This window comes from Psychrobacter sp. TB55-MNA-CIBAN-0194 (assembly GCF_040309505.1).
Lineage (GTDB): Bacteria > Pseudomonadota > Gammaproteobacteria > Pseudomonadales > Moraxellaceae > Psychrobacter > Psychrobacter fozii.
Genome location: NZ_JBEOOW010000004.1, coordinates 107,528 through 126,673, shown reverse-complemented (window position 1 = coordinate 126,673; position 19,146 = coordinate 107,528). Strand labels below are relative to the sequence as shown.

At 45.4% G+C, this 19,146-nt stretch carries 13 protein-coding genes; 11 read left to right on the top strand and 2 right to left on the bottom strand.

The features are described from left to right. Positions 1 to 195 precede the first annotated feature (195 nt). The 7 genes from AAEY75_RS06250 (at position 196) to AAEY75_RS06220 (ending at position 9,728) form a co-directional block, all read left to right on the top strand. Positions 196 to 1,971, top strand: coding sequence for an AMP-binding protein (locus AAEY75_RS06250; protein ID WP_352259093.1), 1,776 nt, complete (start codon positions 196 to 198; stop codon positions 1,969 to 1,971). A gap of 114 nt (positions 1,972 to 2,085) precedes the next feature. Next, positions 2,086 to 3,696: a carboxyl transferase domain-containing protein gene (locus AAEY75_RS06245; protein ID WP_352259091.1), complete on the top strand. Its 1,611-nt coding sequence runs from the start codon at positions 2,086 to 2,088 to the stop codon at positions 3,694 to 3,696. Between the two features lie 152 nt (positions 3,697 to 3,848). After that, positions 3,849 to 4,649 (top strand): enoyl-CoA hydratase/isomerase family protein, encoded by an 801-nt coding sequence (locus tag AAEY75_RS06240; RefSeq protein WP_352259089.1) that lies wholly within the window; start codon positions 3,849 to 3,851, stop codon positions 4,647 to 4,649. A gap of 69 nt (positions 4,650 to 4,718) precedes the next feature. Further along, complete coding sequence (locus tag AAEY75_RS06235) at positions 4,719 to 6,848, top strand: acetyl/propionyl/methylcrotonyl-CoA carboxylase subunit alpha (RefSeq protein WP_197215846.1); 2,130 nt, start codon at positions 4,719 to 4,721, stop codon at positions 6,846 to 6,848. A gap of 59 nt (positions 6,849 to 6,907) precedes the next feature. Further along, complete coding sequence (locus AAEY75_RS06230; protein WP_197215848.1) at positions 6,908 to 7,843, top strand: hydroxymethylglutaryl-CoA lyase; 936 nt, start codon at positions 6,908 to 6,910, stop codon at positions 7,841 to 7,843. Positions 7,844 to 7,886: 43 nt separating this feature from the next. Further along, the gene (locus tag AAEY75_RS06225; RefSeq protein ID WP_197215849.1) at positions 7,887 to 9,074 is read left to right on the top strand and encodes an isovaleryl-CoA dehydrogenase; all 1,188 of its coding nucleotides are present in this window, start codon (positions 7,887 to 7,889) and stop codon (positions 9,072 to 9,074) included. 138 nt (positions 9,075 to 9,212) lie between these two features. Beyond that, positions 9,213 to 9,728, top strand: a complete 516-nt coding sequence (locus AAEY75_RS06220) for an energy transducer TonB (RefSeq protein WP_352259086.1) — start codon at positions 9,213 to 9,215, stop codon at positions 9,726 to 9,728. A gap of 102 nt (positions 9,729 to 9,830) precedes the next feature. Here the strand turns inward: AAEY75_RS06220 and AAEY75_RS06215 are convergent, their stop codons facing one another. Continuing rightward, a complete protein-coding gene (locus AAEY75_RS06215) occupies positions 9,831 to 10,553 on the bottom strand; it encodes a pantothenate kinase (RefSeq protein ID WP_197215852.1) in 723 nt (240 codons plus the stop codon). 83 nt (positions 10,554 to 10,636) lie between these two features. Then, entirely contained in the window at positions 10,637 to 11,632 is a 996-nt protein-coding gene (locus tag AAEY75_RS06210) for a biotin--[acetyl-CoA-carboxylase] ligase (RefSeq protein ID WP_197215853.1), read from the bottom strand. A 195-nt stretch (positions 11,633 to 11,827) separates the two neighbouring features. Between AAEY75_RS06210 and AAEY75_RS06205 the strand changes: the two genes are divergently transcribed. The 4 genes from AAEY75_RS06205 (at position 11,828) to AAEY75_RS06190 (ending at position 19,048) form a co-directional block, all read left to right on the top strand. Further along, positions 11,828 to 12,631, top strand: coding sequence for a sulfite exporter TauE/SafE family protein (locus AAEY75_RS06205; protein WP_197215990.1), 804 nt, complete (start codon positions 11,828 to 11,830; stop codon positions 12,629 to 12,631). Positions 12,632 to 12,729: 98 nt separating this feature from the next. Beyond that, positions 12,730 to 13,698 (top strand): WG repeat-containing protein, encoded by a 969-nt coding sequence (locus AAEY75_RS06200; RefSeq protein ID WP_352259083.1) that lies wholly within the window; start codon positions 12,730 to 12,732, stop codon positions 13,696 to 13,698. A 358-nt stretch (positions 13,699 to 14,056) separates the two neighbouring features. Next, positions 14,057 to 14,998, top strand: a complete 942-nt coding sequence (locus AAEY75_RS06195; protein WP_352259081.1) for a hypothetical protein — start codon at positions 14,057 to 14,059, stop codon at positions 14,996 to 14,998. 66 nt (positions 14,999 to 15,064) lie between these two features. Next, complete coding sequence (locus AAEY75_RS06190) at positions 15,065 to 19,048, top strand: AAA family ATPase (RefSeq protein ID WP_352259079.1); 3,984 nt, start codon at positions 15,065 to 15,067, stop codon at positions 19,046 to 19,048. The last annotated feature ends 98 nt before the right edge of the window (positions 19,049 to 19,146 follow it).

The following is a 19,146-nucleotide window of genomic DNA, read 5'->3' as shown; positions in this document are numbered from 1 at the left end:
TATCTTTTATAAGATAAAGGTTTAATTAAATGATACGCATTGTATTACTATGATTGACAGCTGTTTGTTTACAACGGTATAGTAGTGACAATCTATATAAGACCTATTCAAGGAAGAATAACGGGTCTACAGGCTATCAATACGTACTATTTATAAATGACCAATACGATAAAAAGTAAAACGAAAGGACTCGTTATGACGCAAACTTCTGATTTTGATGCGACTCACATTGATTTTGATACTATTTTAAATAGCATTCCTAGTATTAATATGGGCGCACGCTCAGCAAATGCACCGCTTACCCAAAGCTATGATAAAGGTCCTGAGGTGCCGCTTATTGAGGCGACTATCGGTGACTTTTTTGATGCTATCGTATCCAAGTATCCAGAGCGTGAAGCTTTGGTTTCTCGCCATCAAAACATCCGCTGGACTTACCGTGAGCTACAACAGCAAGTCAATCAGCTAGCCAGTAGCATGATTGAGATGGGACTGGAAATCGGTGATCGTATCGGCATCTGGTCACATAACAATGCTGAATGGCTATTAATGCAATTAGCGACGGCAAAAGTTGGTGTCATTCTTGTCAATATTAACCCTGCCTATCGTACCTTTGAGCTGCAATATGCCTTGAATAAACTGGGCTGCTCAGCGCTTGTGCTCATGCGTCATTTCAAAACCAGCGATTACGCCAGTCTCATCAGTGAACTGTGTCCTGAGATTTATCATAAAGACTATACTCAGCTTGATTTGGTCGAGATTCCGACGATTGAGCGTATCATTTGGATTGATGAGCCTGACAGTGAAGAGACCTTTGGTTTTATGCAGAAATTCTCTGCATGGATGGCGGAAGGCGATGCCAATGACCCACGGGTTGCAGAGCGCCAAGCCCAGCTCAAAAACACGGATGCCATCAATGTCCAGTTCACCAGTGGCACAACTGGTACGCCAAAAGGGGCAACCTTAAGCCATCGTAATATTCTTAATAACGGTTACTTCATCGGCGAGGCTATGAACCTTACCGAAGAAGATAAGTTGTGCATTCCAGTGCCACTCTATCATTGTTTTGGTATGGTACTTGGCAACCTAGCGATTCTCACGCATGGCGGCTGTATCGTTTATCCGAACGATGGCTTTGAGCCATTAACCGTCTTGCAAGCAGTCGAAGAAGAAAAATGTACAGGTCTGCACGGTGTGCCAACGATGTTTATCGCTGAGCTTGACCATCCGGAGTTTAAAAACTTTGATTTATCGACTTTGCGTACTGGCATCATGGCAGGCTCTAGTTGTCCGATCGAAGTCATGCGCCGTGTCATCGATGAGATGCACATGAGTGAGGTCACCATTGCGTATGGCATGACAGAGACCAGTCCCGTATCTTGTCAGACCAATGAACATACGCCGCTTGATAAGCAAGTATCGACCGTTGGCTTAGTGCAGCCTGCGCTTGAGGTCAAAGTCATCGATACTGAAACGGGTGAGACTGTAGCCTTGGGGGAGACGGGTGAGTTACTGACACGCGGTTATTCAGTGATGAAAGGCTATTGGGGCAGTCGCTTCAAAACCCGCGCGGCCATCCAAGATGGTTGGATGCATACGGGTGATTTGGCTACGATGGATGAGGACGGTTATGTCAAAATCGTTGGTCGTAGTAAAGACATGGTGATTCGCGGCGGAGAGAATATCTATCCGGTCGAAATCGAAAATTATCTTTATCGTCATCCAAAGATTCGTGATGTGCAAATCGTCGGTATTCCTGATAAAAAGTATGGCGAAGTGCTCGCGGCTTGGATTATCCCTAAAGAAGCAGATAGCTTAACGGAAGAAGAGGTTCGCGAGTTCTGTAGCGAGCATATTGCCCATTATAAGGTGCCGACTTATTATCGCTTTGTCACTGAATATCCGATGACCATCACTGGAAAAATTCAGAAATATAAAATCATTGAACAAATGAAAGAAGAGCTGGGTTTGTAGAAATTTAACCATTCTTATCTGTTATTTTATGAATAAGATATATGAGTAAAAGCTAAAATAAAGCATAAAATAAAAAAGCCACTCGCATTTACGCATTAAAGAAAAAGGGATGTCATGAGCGCTATCATAACCAGTAAACTGAGTCCAAACGCCGCTGAATTTCAGCAAAACAGTGCCGCAATGCAAGCGGTGGTCGATGACTTATATGGTCACTTGCGTAAAGTCGTGCAAGGCGGTTCAGAGCGTGCCCGTGCCAAGCATTTAGCCCGTGGCAAACTCTTGCCTCGTGAGCGTGTTGAGCGTTTGCTCGATGTGGGTACGCCATTTTTAGAAGTGGCACCGATGGCAGCGCACGATATGTATGGCGAAGAGATTCCAGCGGCGGGCGTGATTGCGGGTATCGGTCGTATTAATGGCACCGAGTGTATGATCGTCTGTAATGATGCCACGGTAAAGGGTGGTACTTACTATCCAATGACGGTCAAAAAACATCTACGCGCGCAAGAAATCGCGCAAGAAAATAACTTGCCTTGTGTCTATTTGGTGGATTCAGGCGGTGCTAACTTACCCAATCAAGATGACGTGTTTCCTGACAAAGAGCACTTTGGTCGCATCTTCTTTAATCAGGCCAATATGAGTGCGGCAGGTATTCCACAGATTGCCGTGGTCATGGGCAGCTGTACGGCTGGCGGGGCCTATGTACCAGCGATGAGTGACGAGTCGATTATCGTCAAAGACCAAGGCACTATCTTTTTGGGTGGTCCGCCATTGGTAAAAGCGGCGACAGGTGAAGAGGTCACAGCCGAAGACTTGGGCGGCGGCGATGTGCATACCCGTCTGTCAGGGGTCGTCGATCACTTAGCACAGAGCGATACTCATGCGTTGTCGATTGCGCGAAATATCGTTAGTCATCTAAATCGTCCTGCGAAGCAAGTGCCCAATCAAATCAAACCACGTCCACCACGCTATGATGCCAAAGAGTTGTACGGCGTCATTCCAACGGATAAGCGCAAGCCATTTGATATCAAAGAAATCATTGCTCGTATCGTCGATGACAGTGCTTTTGATGAATTCAAAGCACGCTTTGGCACGACGCTGGTTTGCGGATTCGCTCATATCGAAGGGATGCCAGTTGGTATCATCGCCAACAACGGTATCTTGTTTAGTGAGTCTGCGCAAAAAGGCACGCACTTCATCGAGCTTTGCTGTAAACGCAAAATTCCATTGGTATTCCTCCAGAACATCACTGGCTTTATGGTCGGTCGCAAATATGAAAACGAAGGTATTGCGCGTCATGGTGCCAAAATGGTCATGGCAGTCGCCAATGCTAAAGTACCAAAATTCACGGTCATCGTCGGTGGTTCATTCGGCGCTGGCAACTACGGCATGTGTGGTCGTGCTTATAGTCCGCGCTTCTTATGGATGTGGCCAAATGCACGTATCTCGGTGATGGGCGGCGAGCAAGCAGCATCGGTCTTGGCAACGGTCAAGCGTGACAATTTTGATCGTAAAGGCGAGGCGTGGAGTGATGAGGATGAAGCGGCATTTAAAGCACCGATTCTCGATATGTATGAAAAGCAAGGTCATCCATATTATGCCACCGCACGTCTATGGGATGATGGCGTGATTGACCCTGCTGATACCCGTCATGTATTAGCATTAGGGTTAAGCGCCGCCTATAACGCACCGATTGAAGAGACGACGTTTGGTATTTTTAGAATGTAATCATTTTCAGACCTTCCCATAATAATCTACTACTGCGTCAACCTCATTTGAAGTACGATTTGTACATCTACATTCGGTTTCCTTGTATTAACATTATTATGGATTGACCAAGAGTATGTTTAAGTATTTACATAAAAAATATAGAGAAAATAATGCAAAAAAACAGTGATAAAAACCTACTGGTTAAAGTAGAACAGCACGTGGCGACTGTGACGTTAAATCGTCCTGAGATACGTAATGCTTTCAATGATGAAATGATTGCTGAGCTAACTGATGCATTTAATATGCTTGGTGCTGATGATGAGGTACGTGTCATTGTACTAGCGGCTGCTGGCAAGGCATTCTGCGCAGGTGCCGATTTGAATTGGATGCGTGCCATGGCAGATTATAGCTATGAAGAAAATTTAGCGGATGCTGATAAATTGGCGCAAATGCTCAAAACTATTTACGAATGCCCGAAGCCAACAGTTGCGGCAATCCAAGGTGATGTCTATGCAGGTGGCATGGGCTTAGTCGCTGTTTGTGATGTGGCCATCGCTGTCAAAATTGCAAACTTCTGCCTAAGCGAAGTGCGTTTGGGCTTAGCACCTGCAACGATCAGCCCTTATGTCATCAGATCACTGGGTGCTAGAGCATCGCAGCGTTACTTCTTAAGTGCTGAAGTGTTTGATGCCAAAAAGGCACGTCAGCTTGGCTTTATCCATGAGCGTGTTAGCGAAGAATGGCTGGCTGATGAGGTCGCTATATTTTGTAGTAAAGTCGTCAAAAATAGCCCTGACGCAGTCAAAACCTGCAAGCAGCTATTACACGATGTCGCTGGTGCACCCATCACTGATGAGCTGATTGCCGATACAGTAAAAGGCATCGCTGATATTCGCTCATCAGAGCAAGGTAAAGAGGGCGTGCAAGCCTTTTTGCAAAAACGTAAGCCCAATTGGTTGACGGCAGATTAATACTGCACGAGAGATAAATGAGTAAATAGATAAGACCTCAAATAAAAACGATAACACACAGGGATAGTTATGTTTTCTAAAATTCTAATTGCCAACCGTGGTGAAATTGCCTGCCGAGTAGCCGCGACTGCCAAGCGTCTGGGTGTTAGCACCGTCGCTGTTTATTCTGATGCGGATCGTGAAGCCAAGCATGTGGCTGTCTGTAATGAGGCGATCTATTTGGGCGGTTCGGCACCAAAAGACAGCTATCTCAAAGGTGATGCGATTATCGCGATAGCGCTTGAGACTGGCGCACAAGCGATTCATCCGGGTTATGGGTTTTTAAGCGAAAACGCTGACTTTGCGCAAGCTTGTCAGGATGCAGGACTGGTCTTTATCGGTCCATCGGCTGATGCTATCCGAGCTATGGGCGGCAAGTCTGAATCCAAGCGGTTGATGGAAACAGCTGGCGTGCCACTGATACCCGGCTATCATGGTGACAATCAAGATGCGCAATTCTTGCAGCAGCAAGCCGACGCTATTGGCTATCCAGTACTGATTAAAGCCAGCGCTGGTGGTGGCGGTAAAGGTATGCGTATCGTTGAAAAAAGCAGCGACTTTGTGGATTTATTAGACTCATGTCGCCGTGAAGCCATTACGAGCTTCGGTGACGATAAAGTGTTGGTTGAAAAGTACGCATTAAAACCACGCCATATCGAAATCCAAGTATTTGGTGATACGCATGGCAACTATGTGCATTTGTTTGAGCGTGATTGTTCCGTACAGCGCCGTCACCAAAAAGTATTAGAAGAAGCGCCTGCACCGGGTGTTGATATTGCGATGCGTGAGGCGATGGGCACCGCTGCCATCGAAGCGGCTCGTGCGGTCGATTATGTCGGCGCAGGCACGGTCGAGTTTATCGTTGAGCAGCGCGAAGACGCTATGAATTTTTATTTTATGGAAATGAATACGCGGTTGCAGGTTGAGCATCCAGTCAGTGAAGCGATTACGGGTGTTGATTTGGTCGAATGGCAGCTCTTGGTAGCGGCAGGTCACCCATTGCCAAAAACTCAAGACGATCTGACTATCAACGGTCATGCAATTGAGGCACGCATCTGTGCCGAAAATCCTGACAATAGCTTCTTGCCAGCGACAGGTACATTGTTTACGTATCAAAAACCTGAACACAGCACCTTTATGATTGATAAAAATGGTACTGGCGTGCGTATCGATGATGGCGTGCGCGAAGGTGATGTGATTAGCCCGTTCTATGACTCTATGATTGCCAAGCTCATCGTGCATGCGCCAACGCGAGAGCAAGCATTAGCCAAGCTCGATCGAGCACTTGCCCAAACGCGTATCGTGGGTTTGCCGAATAACGCGGCATTTTTGCGCTATATTTTGAATACGGCGTCTTTTAGCAAAGCCAATCTCGATACGGCATTGATTGAGCACGAGCGTGATGCGATTTTTAATCAGCAGCCTTTGGCATTATCGACGCTGGTTGTGACCGCCATTACTCGTCAGCTTGCGAGTGAGATGGCGACGCAAGAGTCAGATATCGATCCATTTAGCAAACCTACTGGCTTCCGTGCTTATAACGATTACACTCGCTCATTCAGCTTGGTTTATGATGAGAGTGCTTATACTGCCCGCCTGAGCAATTGGCATAATGCGAATTGTTCTGATAGCAAAAAGGGCAGCGATAACCTCAGCAGCTTTACGCTCGTTATTGAAAAAGAAATCGCTAACACGCAGGATAATAACAATATTAACGTAGCTGCTCAGACCGAAACAGTCTATGAAGGTCAGGTGAGCTATACCAGTAGTGACGAAAATAATCATACGTTATGGTTAGATGGTGCAGGTACTAGCGCGCAAAGTTGGGTACTTAATGAGACCGTTTATGTGTTCACAGACAGTGGCCGTGACGAAATTACGCTTGTTGATATCATGGCGCACGTAGGCGAAGAGTCCGCAGCGGTCGGTAGTTTAAAGTCACCGATGCCAGGGCAGGTTGTTGCCTTTAAAGTAGCGGTTGGCGATACTGTGAAAAAAGGCGAGCCGTTAGCAGTCATCGAGGCGATGAAGATAGAGCATACTATTACTGCGCCGACGGATGGCGTGGTGGCAGAATTGCTATTTGCAGCAGGGGATTTGGTCGCTGATGGTGACGAGTTATTACGCATTGATACTGGTGAAAATACTGAGAGCGCATAGCTGACGAAGCCTAATAAAAAAGCCTCATAGAAAGACGAATAATAAAAAGGATGATAAGTATGAGCCACTCGTATCCAAACCATTCATATCCAAGCCATGTCACCATCGTTGATGTCAGTCCACGCGATGGCTTGCAAAACGAGTCAACGACGGTACCGACTGAGGTTAAGCAAACACTTATCAATGATTTGATTGCAGCCGGTGTCAAAAAGCTGGAAGCGACCAGTTTTGTCTCGCCAAAGTGGGTGCCACAAATGGGTGATAATAGCGCGCTGCTTGATGCCCTAGCATCTACGCGACAAACGGACATTTGCTACTCGGTACTGGTGCCCAATATGCGCGGTTTTGAAAATGCCATTATTCACCGTCCTGATGAAATCGTTATTTTCGGCTCAGCCAGCGAAACCTTTAGTCGAAAAAACATCAATTGTAGTATTGATGAGAGTATCGAGCGTTTTGCGCCAGTGGCTGCTGCGGCAAAAGCGCAGGGTATCAAAGTACGAGGTGTGATTTCATGTACAGTCGGCTGTCCTTATGAAGGTGACATTGATCCAAGCCAAGTAGCCTATGTGACCAAGCGTCTGATAGAGATTGGTGCAGAGCAAATTGGTATTGCTGATACCATTGGTGTTGGTACGCCGCTTAAAGTGCAACGAGCATTACAAGCTGCATTAGAATATGCTGATATTTCTATGCTATCAGGTCATTTTCATGATACTTATGGTCAAGCATTGAGCAATACGCTAGCCGCACTACAAATGGGTGTTAGCGAATTTGATACCTCAGTGGCTGGGCTTGGCGGCTGTCCTTATGCCAAAGGCGCAACAGGCAATGTGGCAACCGAAGATGTGGTGTATATGCTGCATGGTATGGGTATCAGTACTGGTATTGATTTGGATAAATTGGTCGTGGCAGGCGAGCGTATCAGTGAGTTTTTAAAGCGTCCGAATGGTTCAAACGTGGCACGAGCTTTAATTAACAAACGTCAGTCTTAAAAAATTATTGTAAAAATTAAATACTAAAATACGAGGAATAGTTATGAGTTTACCTGGATTGAATTTTCAGCTTGGCGAAGATATTGATGCCCTACGCGATATGGTACAGCAGTTTGCAGCCAATGAAATCGCCCCACGTGCTGCCGAGATTGATAGCAGCGATGAGTTCCCTATGGATCTGTGGCAAAAAATGGGTGATATTGGTCTACATGGTATTACCGTTCCTGAAGAGTACGGCGGCTCTAACATGGGCTACGTCGCACATATGGTTGCGATGGAAGAGATTAGCCGTGCTTCGGCATCGGTGGCGCTGAGCTATGGTGCGCACTCAAACCTATGTATCAACCAAATCAAACGTAATGGTAGTGAAGCGCAAAAACAAAAGTATTTGCCAAAGCTGGTCAGCGGTGAGTTCATCGGTGCACTGGCAATGAGTGAGACTGGTGCTGGCTCAGATGTGGTCAGTATGAAGCTCAAAGCCGAAGAAAAAGACGGTAGCTATATTTTGAACGGTAGCAAAATGTGGATCACCAATGGTCCTGATGCGGATGTGATGGTGGTTTATGCCAAGACCAATCCTGAGCTAGGCGGCAAAGGCATGACAGCCTTTATCGTTGAAAAAGGCATGGAAGGTTTCGGCACAGCGCAAAAGCTCGATAAGCTCGGCATGCGTGGTAGCCATACGGGTGAGATGACCTTTAACAATGTGACCGTGCCGAGTGAAAATATCTTAGGCGGTCTCAATGAAGGCGTTAAGGTATTGATGAGCGGCCTAGATTATGAGCGTGCCGTATTGGCTGCGGGTCCTATCGGTATCATGCAAGCCGTGATGGACAATGTCGTGCCTTATATCCATGACCGTAAGCAGTTCGGTCAAGCGATCGGTGAGTTCCAGCTTATCCAAGGTAAAGTCGCGGACATGTATACGATACTGCAAGCTGGTCGTAGCTTCCTATATACTGTCGGGAAAAATCTCGATATGCTGGACGCGCGCGGTGCTGGTCATAGTCGAGAAGTACGTAAAGACTGCGCCAGTGTGATTCTATGGTGTGCCGAAAAAGCCACGTGGATGGCAGGCGAGGGTATTCAGATATTTGGCGGTAATGGCTACACCAATGAGTATCCACTTGGGCGCTACTGGCGTGATGCCAAATTATATGAAATTGGCGCAGGTACCAGCGAAATTCGCCGTATGCTAGTCGGTCGTGAGTTGTTTAACGAGACCAAATAAAGCGAGACTAAATAAAATGTAACCACGACTTAAAAGTTAACTTTTATCGAATAATTTTATTTTAAAATCTAAAAATGTGCTACGTTATATGTCTCATAGCGTGGCACTTTTTAATGACTGGAATAAAAGAATTTTACAATGACCCATAAATCACATACCAAGCTAGCCTTTAATCACATAGCTTCCAACAAGACAGCTTCTCATTTTCTCAGCAATATAAAATCTATCAGTACTTATAGTCTGTTAACCACTTTGTTTGCATTGTTTACGATAACAGCGAGTATGACGCCTGCACAAGCAGAGCTGGTTGATTTGTCGAATCCTGAACCTGTTATTAAGTTTGCTAGTCGTGATGCAAGTTGGTTGAAGCCGCCCAGTTTTAATTTTGCTAGACAGTCTCTTCGCTGTACAGATAAAGAGACGGGTGAACCTATTAAAGTGGTCCGTGGACAAAAGCTTAAGATTTTGTTGGAATTATTAGTCGATAGACAAGGTAAGATTAGCAGAATAAGTGTTAAAGAAAGCAGTGGTAATAGATGTTTTGATCGAAGCGCTGCTCGTCAGATAAGAAGTGGTCGGATGAGGCCATTTGTGTTTGAAGGAAAAGCAATTCGTGGAAAAGTTGATGTACCTATTGTTTTTATAGCAGAATAGGTGATAACAAGAAATTAGGTGTGTTAAATCAAAAAAAGCAGTACGCCTAAGACGTACTGCTTTTTCTATTCTAACTTTATAAAATATGACAACGCACGTTAGTTATTTACTATGATCAAAATATCGTGCTAGACCATTTAATAATAGATCATCACGCAGACGTACCGGACGGTTGACGTGCTGCGAAATAATGGCTGCATCACCACCCGTCATGATGACTTCAAAGTTGGGGTGACGATGGCTAATCTCATTAATCGCACCGACGATTGATAATAGGATGCCGCGATGTACCGCATCTTGTGTGGTCACACCTTGACCGACACTATCGAAAGTCCCGTTAGAGATGGTTATTTGCTTGGTACCAGAAAACAATGACTCACGTTGCAGGTAGATACTGGGAAAGATATAACCGCCCAAATGCTCAGCATGATCGATCAAATCAATGGTCACTGCTGTACCGCAACCAATCACACATTGACGCTTTTTCTTATCGACCGCGCCCAGCATTTGTAGCCAACGATCACAGCCGAGCTGCTCATCATTATATTGACTCTTCATTAGCGGGTGAGCGGCATCGACGTGGACAAATTCAAACGGAATATTAAGACGGCTCAAAGTTTCTGATACCTTAGCATTCAGCTCATTACCTAGTACAGATGAGATACCAATAAAGTCAGGAGCAAAACGCTCAAAGCGATCCGTCAGACCCATCAGTAATTCGGCTGGTGCCTGCAAATGCTGTTTGGCATCATGTGTGACTATCTGACCGATATCATCGGTGAGCCAGTATTTCAGGCGGGTATTTCCAAGATCAAGCCAGAGCATAAAATTCCCTTTATATACAGTGAAGCAATTATCAACATCCTATCCTGATAGCTACTGCACTTTAGTGCTCGTTGATTAAACGATTAAGTCGTTTGAATAACGTCAATGCGTCCGGTGAAAAGTGCAGAAATCTTACCGTTATCTTGGCGCAATTGCAAACATCCATGTGTATCGATACCACAAGCGTGGCCTGTGAGTATATTGGTTTGACCGTTATGCTCTTGGGTCACACGTAATCGCAGTTCGCTCAGTGCATCCATCGAGTCAAACTGCTTTAAAAAGCTGTCCAGATAATAACGATGTCCCGTTGGTTTTTCTATACTTAAGTGCTCAAAGCGCGTCATCGCCGCCATCAATGCTTTACTCATTTGCTGATAAAGCACACGTAAGCTCGGTAGACTGGCAGCCTGCGCTTTTGGCTGTAGTGTCTCAGCAATATCTTGTAAGCTAATCGCTTGATAACTCATGCCTTCAGAGGTTTGCGCAGTTAGCGTGGGAGTGGCTTGGACATTGAGGCCGACACCTATGACCACGCCAACCAGTTTGCCGGCTTGCGATACGGGTTCAATCAGAATCCCAGCAAGTTTATTAAATGGCAGCGTCTGATCGTCTAATTCCGTATTATGCGCATCAACGTTATCTAAGGCAGTCTGGACTTGAGATTGATTTTGACTTTGGTAAAAGCCCAAATCATTTGCCCATTTCACGCCGATTGGCGTCAGTCCTTCCGTGTGCAATTGCTCATTTAGCCTTTGGATGACAGGCATTTTTGCCAGCTCTACACCGATGATTAATGAGAGTAAGCCACTAATCGGCATATGCACTGGATGGTATAGCGACAGATAGACATTGCCACGCGGTGATTGCCATGAGCGCCCGTGTTGACCTCGACCAGCGCTTTGGGTTTCAGCCGTTAGCAGGTGCATCTCGGTCGCATTCAATGTGCCATTCTGTACATCCGCTATTAGCTCGCTATTCGTAGACGCGCTACTGGCACGATGGCGATGATTCAGCTCAGGTAAATGCTCAAGTGTTAATGACTCAGGCGCAGAGTGAGATGATTGATTAAGTATCGGCATAAGTTTATTCTACTTGAGTAATGTCGCTGGGATAATCTTTGATATACTGGACGGTTTTCGCGAACAGACAGCATAAAGATTGGGGTGTGATTTGGCAAATGCAATTAAAAAGATGCTACTAAGTGCATAAACAGGCAAATCAGTAAGATAAAAATACCGTTCAAAATATAAGCAAGATAAAAGGCTAATTCGATGATGCTATATGTGTGGTTTGTGATTGCAGGGGCGTTTGCTGGCGTCAGCGCTGGCTTGTTTGGCGTTGGCGGCGGCATGATTATCGTGCCCGCACTGGTCTGGATTTTTACCGCTTATGATTTTTCGCCAGAAGTAGTGACTCATTTGGCCATTGGCACCTCACTTGCGACCATCGTTGTGACCTCGATTAGCTCACTTACTGCTCATAATAAGCGCGGCGGTGTACGCTGGGAAGTATGGCGAAAAATGGCATTAGGTTTGGTCGTCGGTAGTCTGGTGGGCGCGGGTGTTGCGGACATGATTGACGGCAAGGTACTACAAGCCATTATCGGTGTCGGCGCGCTCTTAGTAGCGATAAAAATGCTATTTTTCTCTAACAAAGAACAGTTAGGCAAGCCATTACCCTCTGCTGGCATACAATTTGGTGCCGGTACAGGCATCGGTATGGCGTCGTCTATCTTCGGTATTGGCGGTGGTAGTTTGACGGTGCCGTTTTTGAACTGGGCGGGATTACCGATGAAACAATCGGTCGGCACCTCAGCGGCTTGCGGTCTACCGATTGCATTGGCTGGCGCGGCAGGATTTGCATGGTTCGGTCAAGACGTAGTCAATCTACCTGAGGGTACGATGGGCTTTGTGCATATCACGGGTTTTTTATGCATTTCAGTGGTCAGCTTTGCGATGGCAAAAGTCGGTGCCAAGCTCGCTCATGTATTGCCTGCGCTGATGCTTAAACGTGCGTTTGGCGTGTTGTTAGTGTTTGCTGGCGGGCAGTTGTTGTTGAGTGGGATTGGGGTGATTTAGTTCAATATCAACAGTGCTCACACTAACGTCATCTCATTGTCTAAAATCTTTATCAAATCATTACAAGATACCTTAAGATATCTAAGGAAGACTTAATTATGAACCTTAAAAACACCTTGTATTCAGTTTTTCCTTGGCTATTTTCACATTCCGATCATGCTAGAATTGAAGAAGCCAAAAGACCAATACCTTCTATTAGATCTTTTAGTGACGCGCTCAGGATTATGAATTATCAGGGAAACACTGTGCTTATCAATAAAAATGATAAAATCGTTGTTGCACTGCCATATGATCAAGTGATGAACCTACAAGATGGTTTAGCATTGGTCTATATCATAGATTTAGAGAGTGGGGGCGATGATGAAGACAGATACGGGTTTGTTAATGAATTCGGTAAACTGGTTATTCCTATGGTTTACAGTGGCGGTGATGACTTCTCTGGTGGTTTAGCAGTTGTCAAAAAAAATGGTAAATGGGGGTTTATTAACCAACTAGGTAAAACAATCATAGCCTTTGATTATGAAGATGCCATGAGCTTTGAGGAAGAGTTAGCCGCTGTGCAATTAGAGGGCAAATGGGGCTTCATTGATAAACAAGGACAGATGATAATCGAACCTAAGTATCAAGAAGCTAATAGCTTCAACTCAGGGTTGGCAGCAGTGAAGCAAAATGATATGTGGGGGTATATTGATAAAAATGAGAAATTTATCGTATCCAATGAGTTTGATTGGACAAATATATTTAAAGAAGGTTTGGCCGCTGTAGAAAGCAATGGCAAGTATGGCTATGTTGACATATTAGGCAATATCGTCATTCCTTTAATTTACGATTATGCTGATGAATTCAATAATGGCTTAGCAGGGGTATTGCAAAAAGATAAGCGTGGTTTTATAGACAAGTCAGGTAATGTTGTTATCCCTTTAAATTATGATTTCGTAGGTGATTTTAGAGATGGGATAGTTTCTGTCATTCAGAAAGGTGAAGGAGTTTGGCTCGATAAACAAGGTGGTCAGGTCGAAAACCCCAATCAACAAATCATAGATGAAATCTTATTATCTGAGAGCTGATCAATGACAATTGAATGAAAGTTAGTAATGAAATTTATAAGCGCTACTTTTGGCTACTGCTTGATATTCACAAACCCTAAAAACTCACCACAACTTCAGGTAGAATAGCCGCCTATTTTTGCTACGTTTATTGATCCTTTATGCGCCCAAAACCTCTAAAGCTAAAAGGCTTCAAATCCTTAGATGAACTTGATACATTGTATAGTCGATTCAATTTAAAAGTAGTACAAGCCAACCGAGTGTAGACGTATATGTGATACTTCAAGCGAGGTTAACGCTGTAATACTTCATAGTGGAATGACTATAGCAATGACAAACCTTTATAAAGCTAGTGTGTAAACCATGAGACATGATTAGTATGAAAGCTGCAGAAAAATACCGCCGTGTTTTCGGCTCAATGAGTCATCTAAAAGACCAGATATCATGGACGAGTGGCCTCTCTAATATGGTAGAGTTTTTGGCATGGGAGCCGCAGCGTATTCTTGGGGTTAGTAAAAAGCAATATGTGCGCCAAATCATTGAATGGGCAGTCCATCCTGAGCTTGCAGGTAAAAACATAGAAGAGATTGAGCAATCAATCATCAAAAAACTCAATCAAAAAATGACTGAGTCTGAGCAGTTAGAGACCTACTCAACGCAAACGTCAGGCATCTGTGATGCGAGAGAGGCCGTTCGCCGCGTCACGTTCTTTTCTGAAGATTATCTGAATAAAGAGTTCGATATATTTTTGAGCTTGTGTAGTGATGTTTATCTCGATTTATTTTATCAGCAGTTTATTAGCTTTGAGCCAAGTGGATCATGGTCGACACACGGCAACAGCGGCATGTTTGAAAACAGTACAGAGCTAAAAGCGATGTATATGGATAACTTAGCCTATAACCATCAGGCAAATGTGCTGATAGCAAATGAGTTAAAGCTCACTGGTCAGAAAAATCCAGACCAAATCCTAAAGTACTGCCTAATGTATGAGCATTTATTAGAAAAAGGCTTTATTGAGCAGGGTACAAAGTTTCTACTATTATTTATCGGTGGTGACGCGCTAAAGCAAAACAAGCAAACGCTCGTAGACCGAGAGCTGGCGTTATGTCATAAAAGACCGAGGAAGTATCAGCATCTACTAAGAACAGAGCTGTTGGAAATAGTCGAGCATTTAGAAGTGGCAAGTATCTCTTGGTCCGCTCTTATTGAGTTTAACAATCGATATTTAGCAGAAAATGACACCTGCCAAGTGGAGCAAAAACTGCTGCAGGGGTTTCACCAGAGCCTTGAATCAAAATCGTTTATGCAGTTAGCTGTTTAACCCTAAAAACCCACCACAATTTCAGGTAGAATAGCCGCCTGTTTTTGCTAAGTTTACTGATTCTTCATGCGTCTAAAATCCCTAAAGCTGGCAGGCTTCAAATCCTTTGCCAATCCAACGACTTTTACCTTTCGCCATGGTATCACCGCCATTGTCGGGCCAAACGGCTGTGGCAAATCTAACGTGATTGATGCCATTCGCTGGGTGCTGGGTGAGACCTCTGCCAAGCAGCTACGCGGTGGCGCGATGAGCGATGTCATTTTTGCTGGTACGCAAGACAAGGCTGCCAAAAGTGTTGCCAGTGTCGAGCTGACATTTGAGCATACGCAAGATGAGCATACGGGCATTCGTCATGAGTTTAATCTGTATCAAGAGCTGTCCGTTCGTCGTCAGGTAAATAAGGATGGACGCTCAGATTACTTTATCAATGGCACACGTTGTCGCCGCCGTGATGTGGTCGATGTGTTTTTGGGGACGGGACTTGGTGCGCGTAGTTATGCGGTGATTGAGCAAGGCATGATTGGGCGTATTGTCGAATCTAGCCCCATGCAGCTGCGTGAGTTTATTGAAGAAGCTGCGGGGGTGTCTCGTTATCAAGCACGCCGCGAAGAAACGCAAAAGAAACTAGAGAAAACACAAGAGAACCTAGCACGTCTGCATGACATGCAAAGCGAGCTGGTCAGCCAACAAAAACGCTTGTCTAAGCAAGCTGCCAGTGCGCAGCGTTACGAAGAGCTGGCCTTGACCCTTGCTGATATCAAGCAGCAACTGGCCATTCAGCAGTTGTATCAAGCCAAGCATACGCAGCAGCAGCAAAAAATCGCCCATGAGCGTAGCACTGCCGAAGTTGCTACATTGCAAGCCGACTATGAGACGCTAAAAGCGCAGCAAGATAAGCTCGCCACGCATATCAATCAAGAGCAATGGCTCAAGGATGATGCTCAAAGCGCTCATTATCAACAACAGCTAGGCTATCAACAAGCTGAGCACGCGCTGAGCGATGCCAAATCACAATTGACTGTGATTGAGCAGCAACTTGCCAACTTAGATCAGCAGCGCGCGCAAGCAGGGGATGAGATTGATCGGTTGAAAGCCGAGCAAGCCGAGCAGCAGAATATATTAGAGGCGTTACGTCCACAGCTCAGTGAGTTGATGGGTAAACGTGACACGCATAAGCGTAATGAGCAACCGTTACAACGTGCATGGCATGACGCGCAAAACCAGCTATCACGCTTGCAAGATAATGCGCGCATGCTTGAGCAGCAGCAAGCCATTAATAGCCAAGCACAAAAACGTCATCAGCAAAACCATGACAAATGGCAGCGCCGCCAACAAAACTGGCAAAATCTATGGCAGCAATTACAGCAGTCATTATCAGCATCTAGCAATAATAAGGGTTTTGATAAGGAATCTGATAAGGGCTCTGATGAACAAGCGCCAACGGATGCACAAAACCTACAGCAGACGTTAGAAACGCAAGTTGCAGAACTGAATAAACAGTTGCAGCAGATAGAGCGCCAACAAGACAGCGTCGATGAGCGTCTGTCGGAATTACAACCGCAAGCGCATGATTTACAGCAGCGATTGAATACACAGCAACGTGAGTTGAGTGAGCATGAGAAGCGACACGCGGTATTGGCCAGTGAGTATGATACCCTGCATCAGATATTGCATCCAAAACCTACGCCGCAAAATCAACAGCAAGCCTCTGTCTCTACAGCGGCTAATCTAGAAGATAGCTCGGAAAGCAATGTCGTCAATCGCTATAACGAGTTGGCCATCACCACCTTACGTGAGCAGATTGAGCTGAGTGAAAAAGGACAGCAGCACGCCGCGCTACTCGATAGTGTCTTGGCATTATGGCTAGACAGTCATGTACTGATTTCTAACCAACCCAATCAGCCAAGCATTGATAATGCGAGCGGTGATATAGAGAAAGCGAACAGTTTATGGCATGTGCTTGAGCATGATCTCACGGATATCATTGCTTATCAGACGGCGCAGAGTGAACAGGCTAATATAGAAGGAAAACCTTCAATAGAGAGTGGTCATAGCTTGTGGTTACCTGCTAAGAATCAAGGAGCTACAAAGCCATTTATCAACCATTTATCAGATAGCTTTTTTGATAAAGTCTTGCCATTGTCACAACTGATTAAGCAGCCTGCATTGGCGCTTTGGCAGCAGTGCTACTTGTATATTGCGCAATCAGAAGCGACCAATAATCAGAATCTTGAAGACTTTGCCAATATCTTAAAAGCATTGCCATCGTCAGCTATTTTGTTAACCACAGACGGTTGGCTCATCAGTCGTCAGGGTACGATTAACCTGAGTAAGTTTACAGGTGAGCAAGATAGTCATGGTGAGAGCAATAGCCAGTTTTTAACACAGCGTTTGCAGCAGCGTAGCCGTTTGCAAGCACTAGAAGACTTGCTAGATGAGTTTGAAACCAAAATACAAACTACGCAAAAGACCATTGCAAAGAATCAACGCGACTATGATGCGTTAACGGTCAATCTAGAAGAAACCCGTGCACAAGCGGATCAGTTCACCCGTGATAAACATAAATATCAGCAGCAGCTAACGACTCAGCGTGCCAATGCCGAGCGCCTGCAAGCAGATAGCCAGCGTCTTATGGCAGACAAATCTGCCCTTGAGCAAGAGCAACAAGAGTTAGAACAAGAGTTAAAAACGCTCAGTGATGAGCAGCAAGATATTCAAAGTCAAATAGTAGCGTTAACGCCACAAATATCCGATGCCCGCGCGACCAGTCAGCAACTACAGGCTGAACGCAGTGAGCTAAATCGGATGCGCCAAGCCGATGATGATGCATGGCAAGCATTGCAGCTGCGTATCCAGCAGAGCGAGATGCGCTTAGAGCATAGTGTCAGTAGCCTTGCACGAGCAACTGTGCAATACGACCAATCGCTACAGAGCGAGCAGCAGCTAAAAGCAAGTCATCAGAAGCAGCAGGATAAGCTACCAGATTTGCAAGCGGCATTACAGACGGCGCAAACAGCACGAGATAAGCAGCAGGTGCTATTGACCGGGCGTGATACGGCATTGGTAGCGCTTAAGCAAGAGTATGCTCAGCAGCAGACGGCGCTAGATAGTGTGCAGAATACGCTACAAGTTCAGCAGGGCAAGCTTGCTAATCACGCTACTGAGTTGGCACTAAGCATGGCGCGTTTGGACGATGCGAGCACTCATACTCATGACGCTTTAGAAGCGTACTATAAGGTGAGCCATAAATATAAAGCAGCATCAGAGCTAGCCCCGCAGCATCAGCAACAAGTGATGAGCGTCTCAAACCTGCTCGCTGATTTTATTGCGCATGATCGCCGTGTGCGTCCAGATAAAATCGCAGAGCTAGAATATGAACGCGCCACGCTTGAGCAGCAGCTAGGCAAAATCGGCCCCGTCAATTTGGCCGCAGTGGCAGAGTTGGCTGAGGTCAATGAACGTCTAGAGCCATTGGCGCAGCAGACAGCAGATATTGCGGCCAGTATGCAGACGTTGACGGCAGCGATTGAGTCTATTGATGAGACGACTAAGACCCTGTTTATGCAGACATTAGATGCCGTCAATACTGAGCTTGCCAATTTATTTGCAAAAGTATTCGGCGGTGGTCAAGCCAGTTTAACGCTCAATACTGACGATATGCCTGTTAATGCGCCAAAATCAGAACAGTGGCGAGCAGGGCTCACCTTAATGGCACAGCCAAAGGGCAAGCGTAATAGTCGCCTAGCTGTACTGTCGGGTGGTGAAAAAACCCTCACCGCGCTGAGCTTGATTTTTGCGATATTTAAGCAGCATCCCGCACCATTCTGTGTGCTCGATGAAGTCGATGCGCCGCTTGATGATGCCAACGTCGAACGCTTTACCAGTTTGATTCATGAGCTGGCAGATGATTTACAGTTTATTTTTATCAGTCATAACAAACTGACAATGCAGATTGCTGACGAGCTAAAAGGCATTACCATGCCAAGTGCAGGTGTTTCTACGTTAGTCAGTGTGTCGTTAGATGAAGCTGAGCGCTATATTACCGAGTAGCTCAAATAACTGATATAGTCAAATCTATATAAATCCGCTACATCGTTATCCTCGCTAAGCATACTAATGTATAACTTGCACTCGGTTTCCTTGTATCT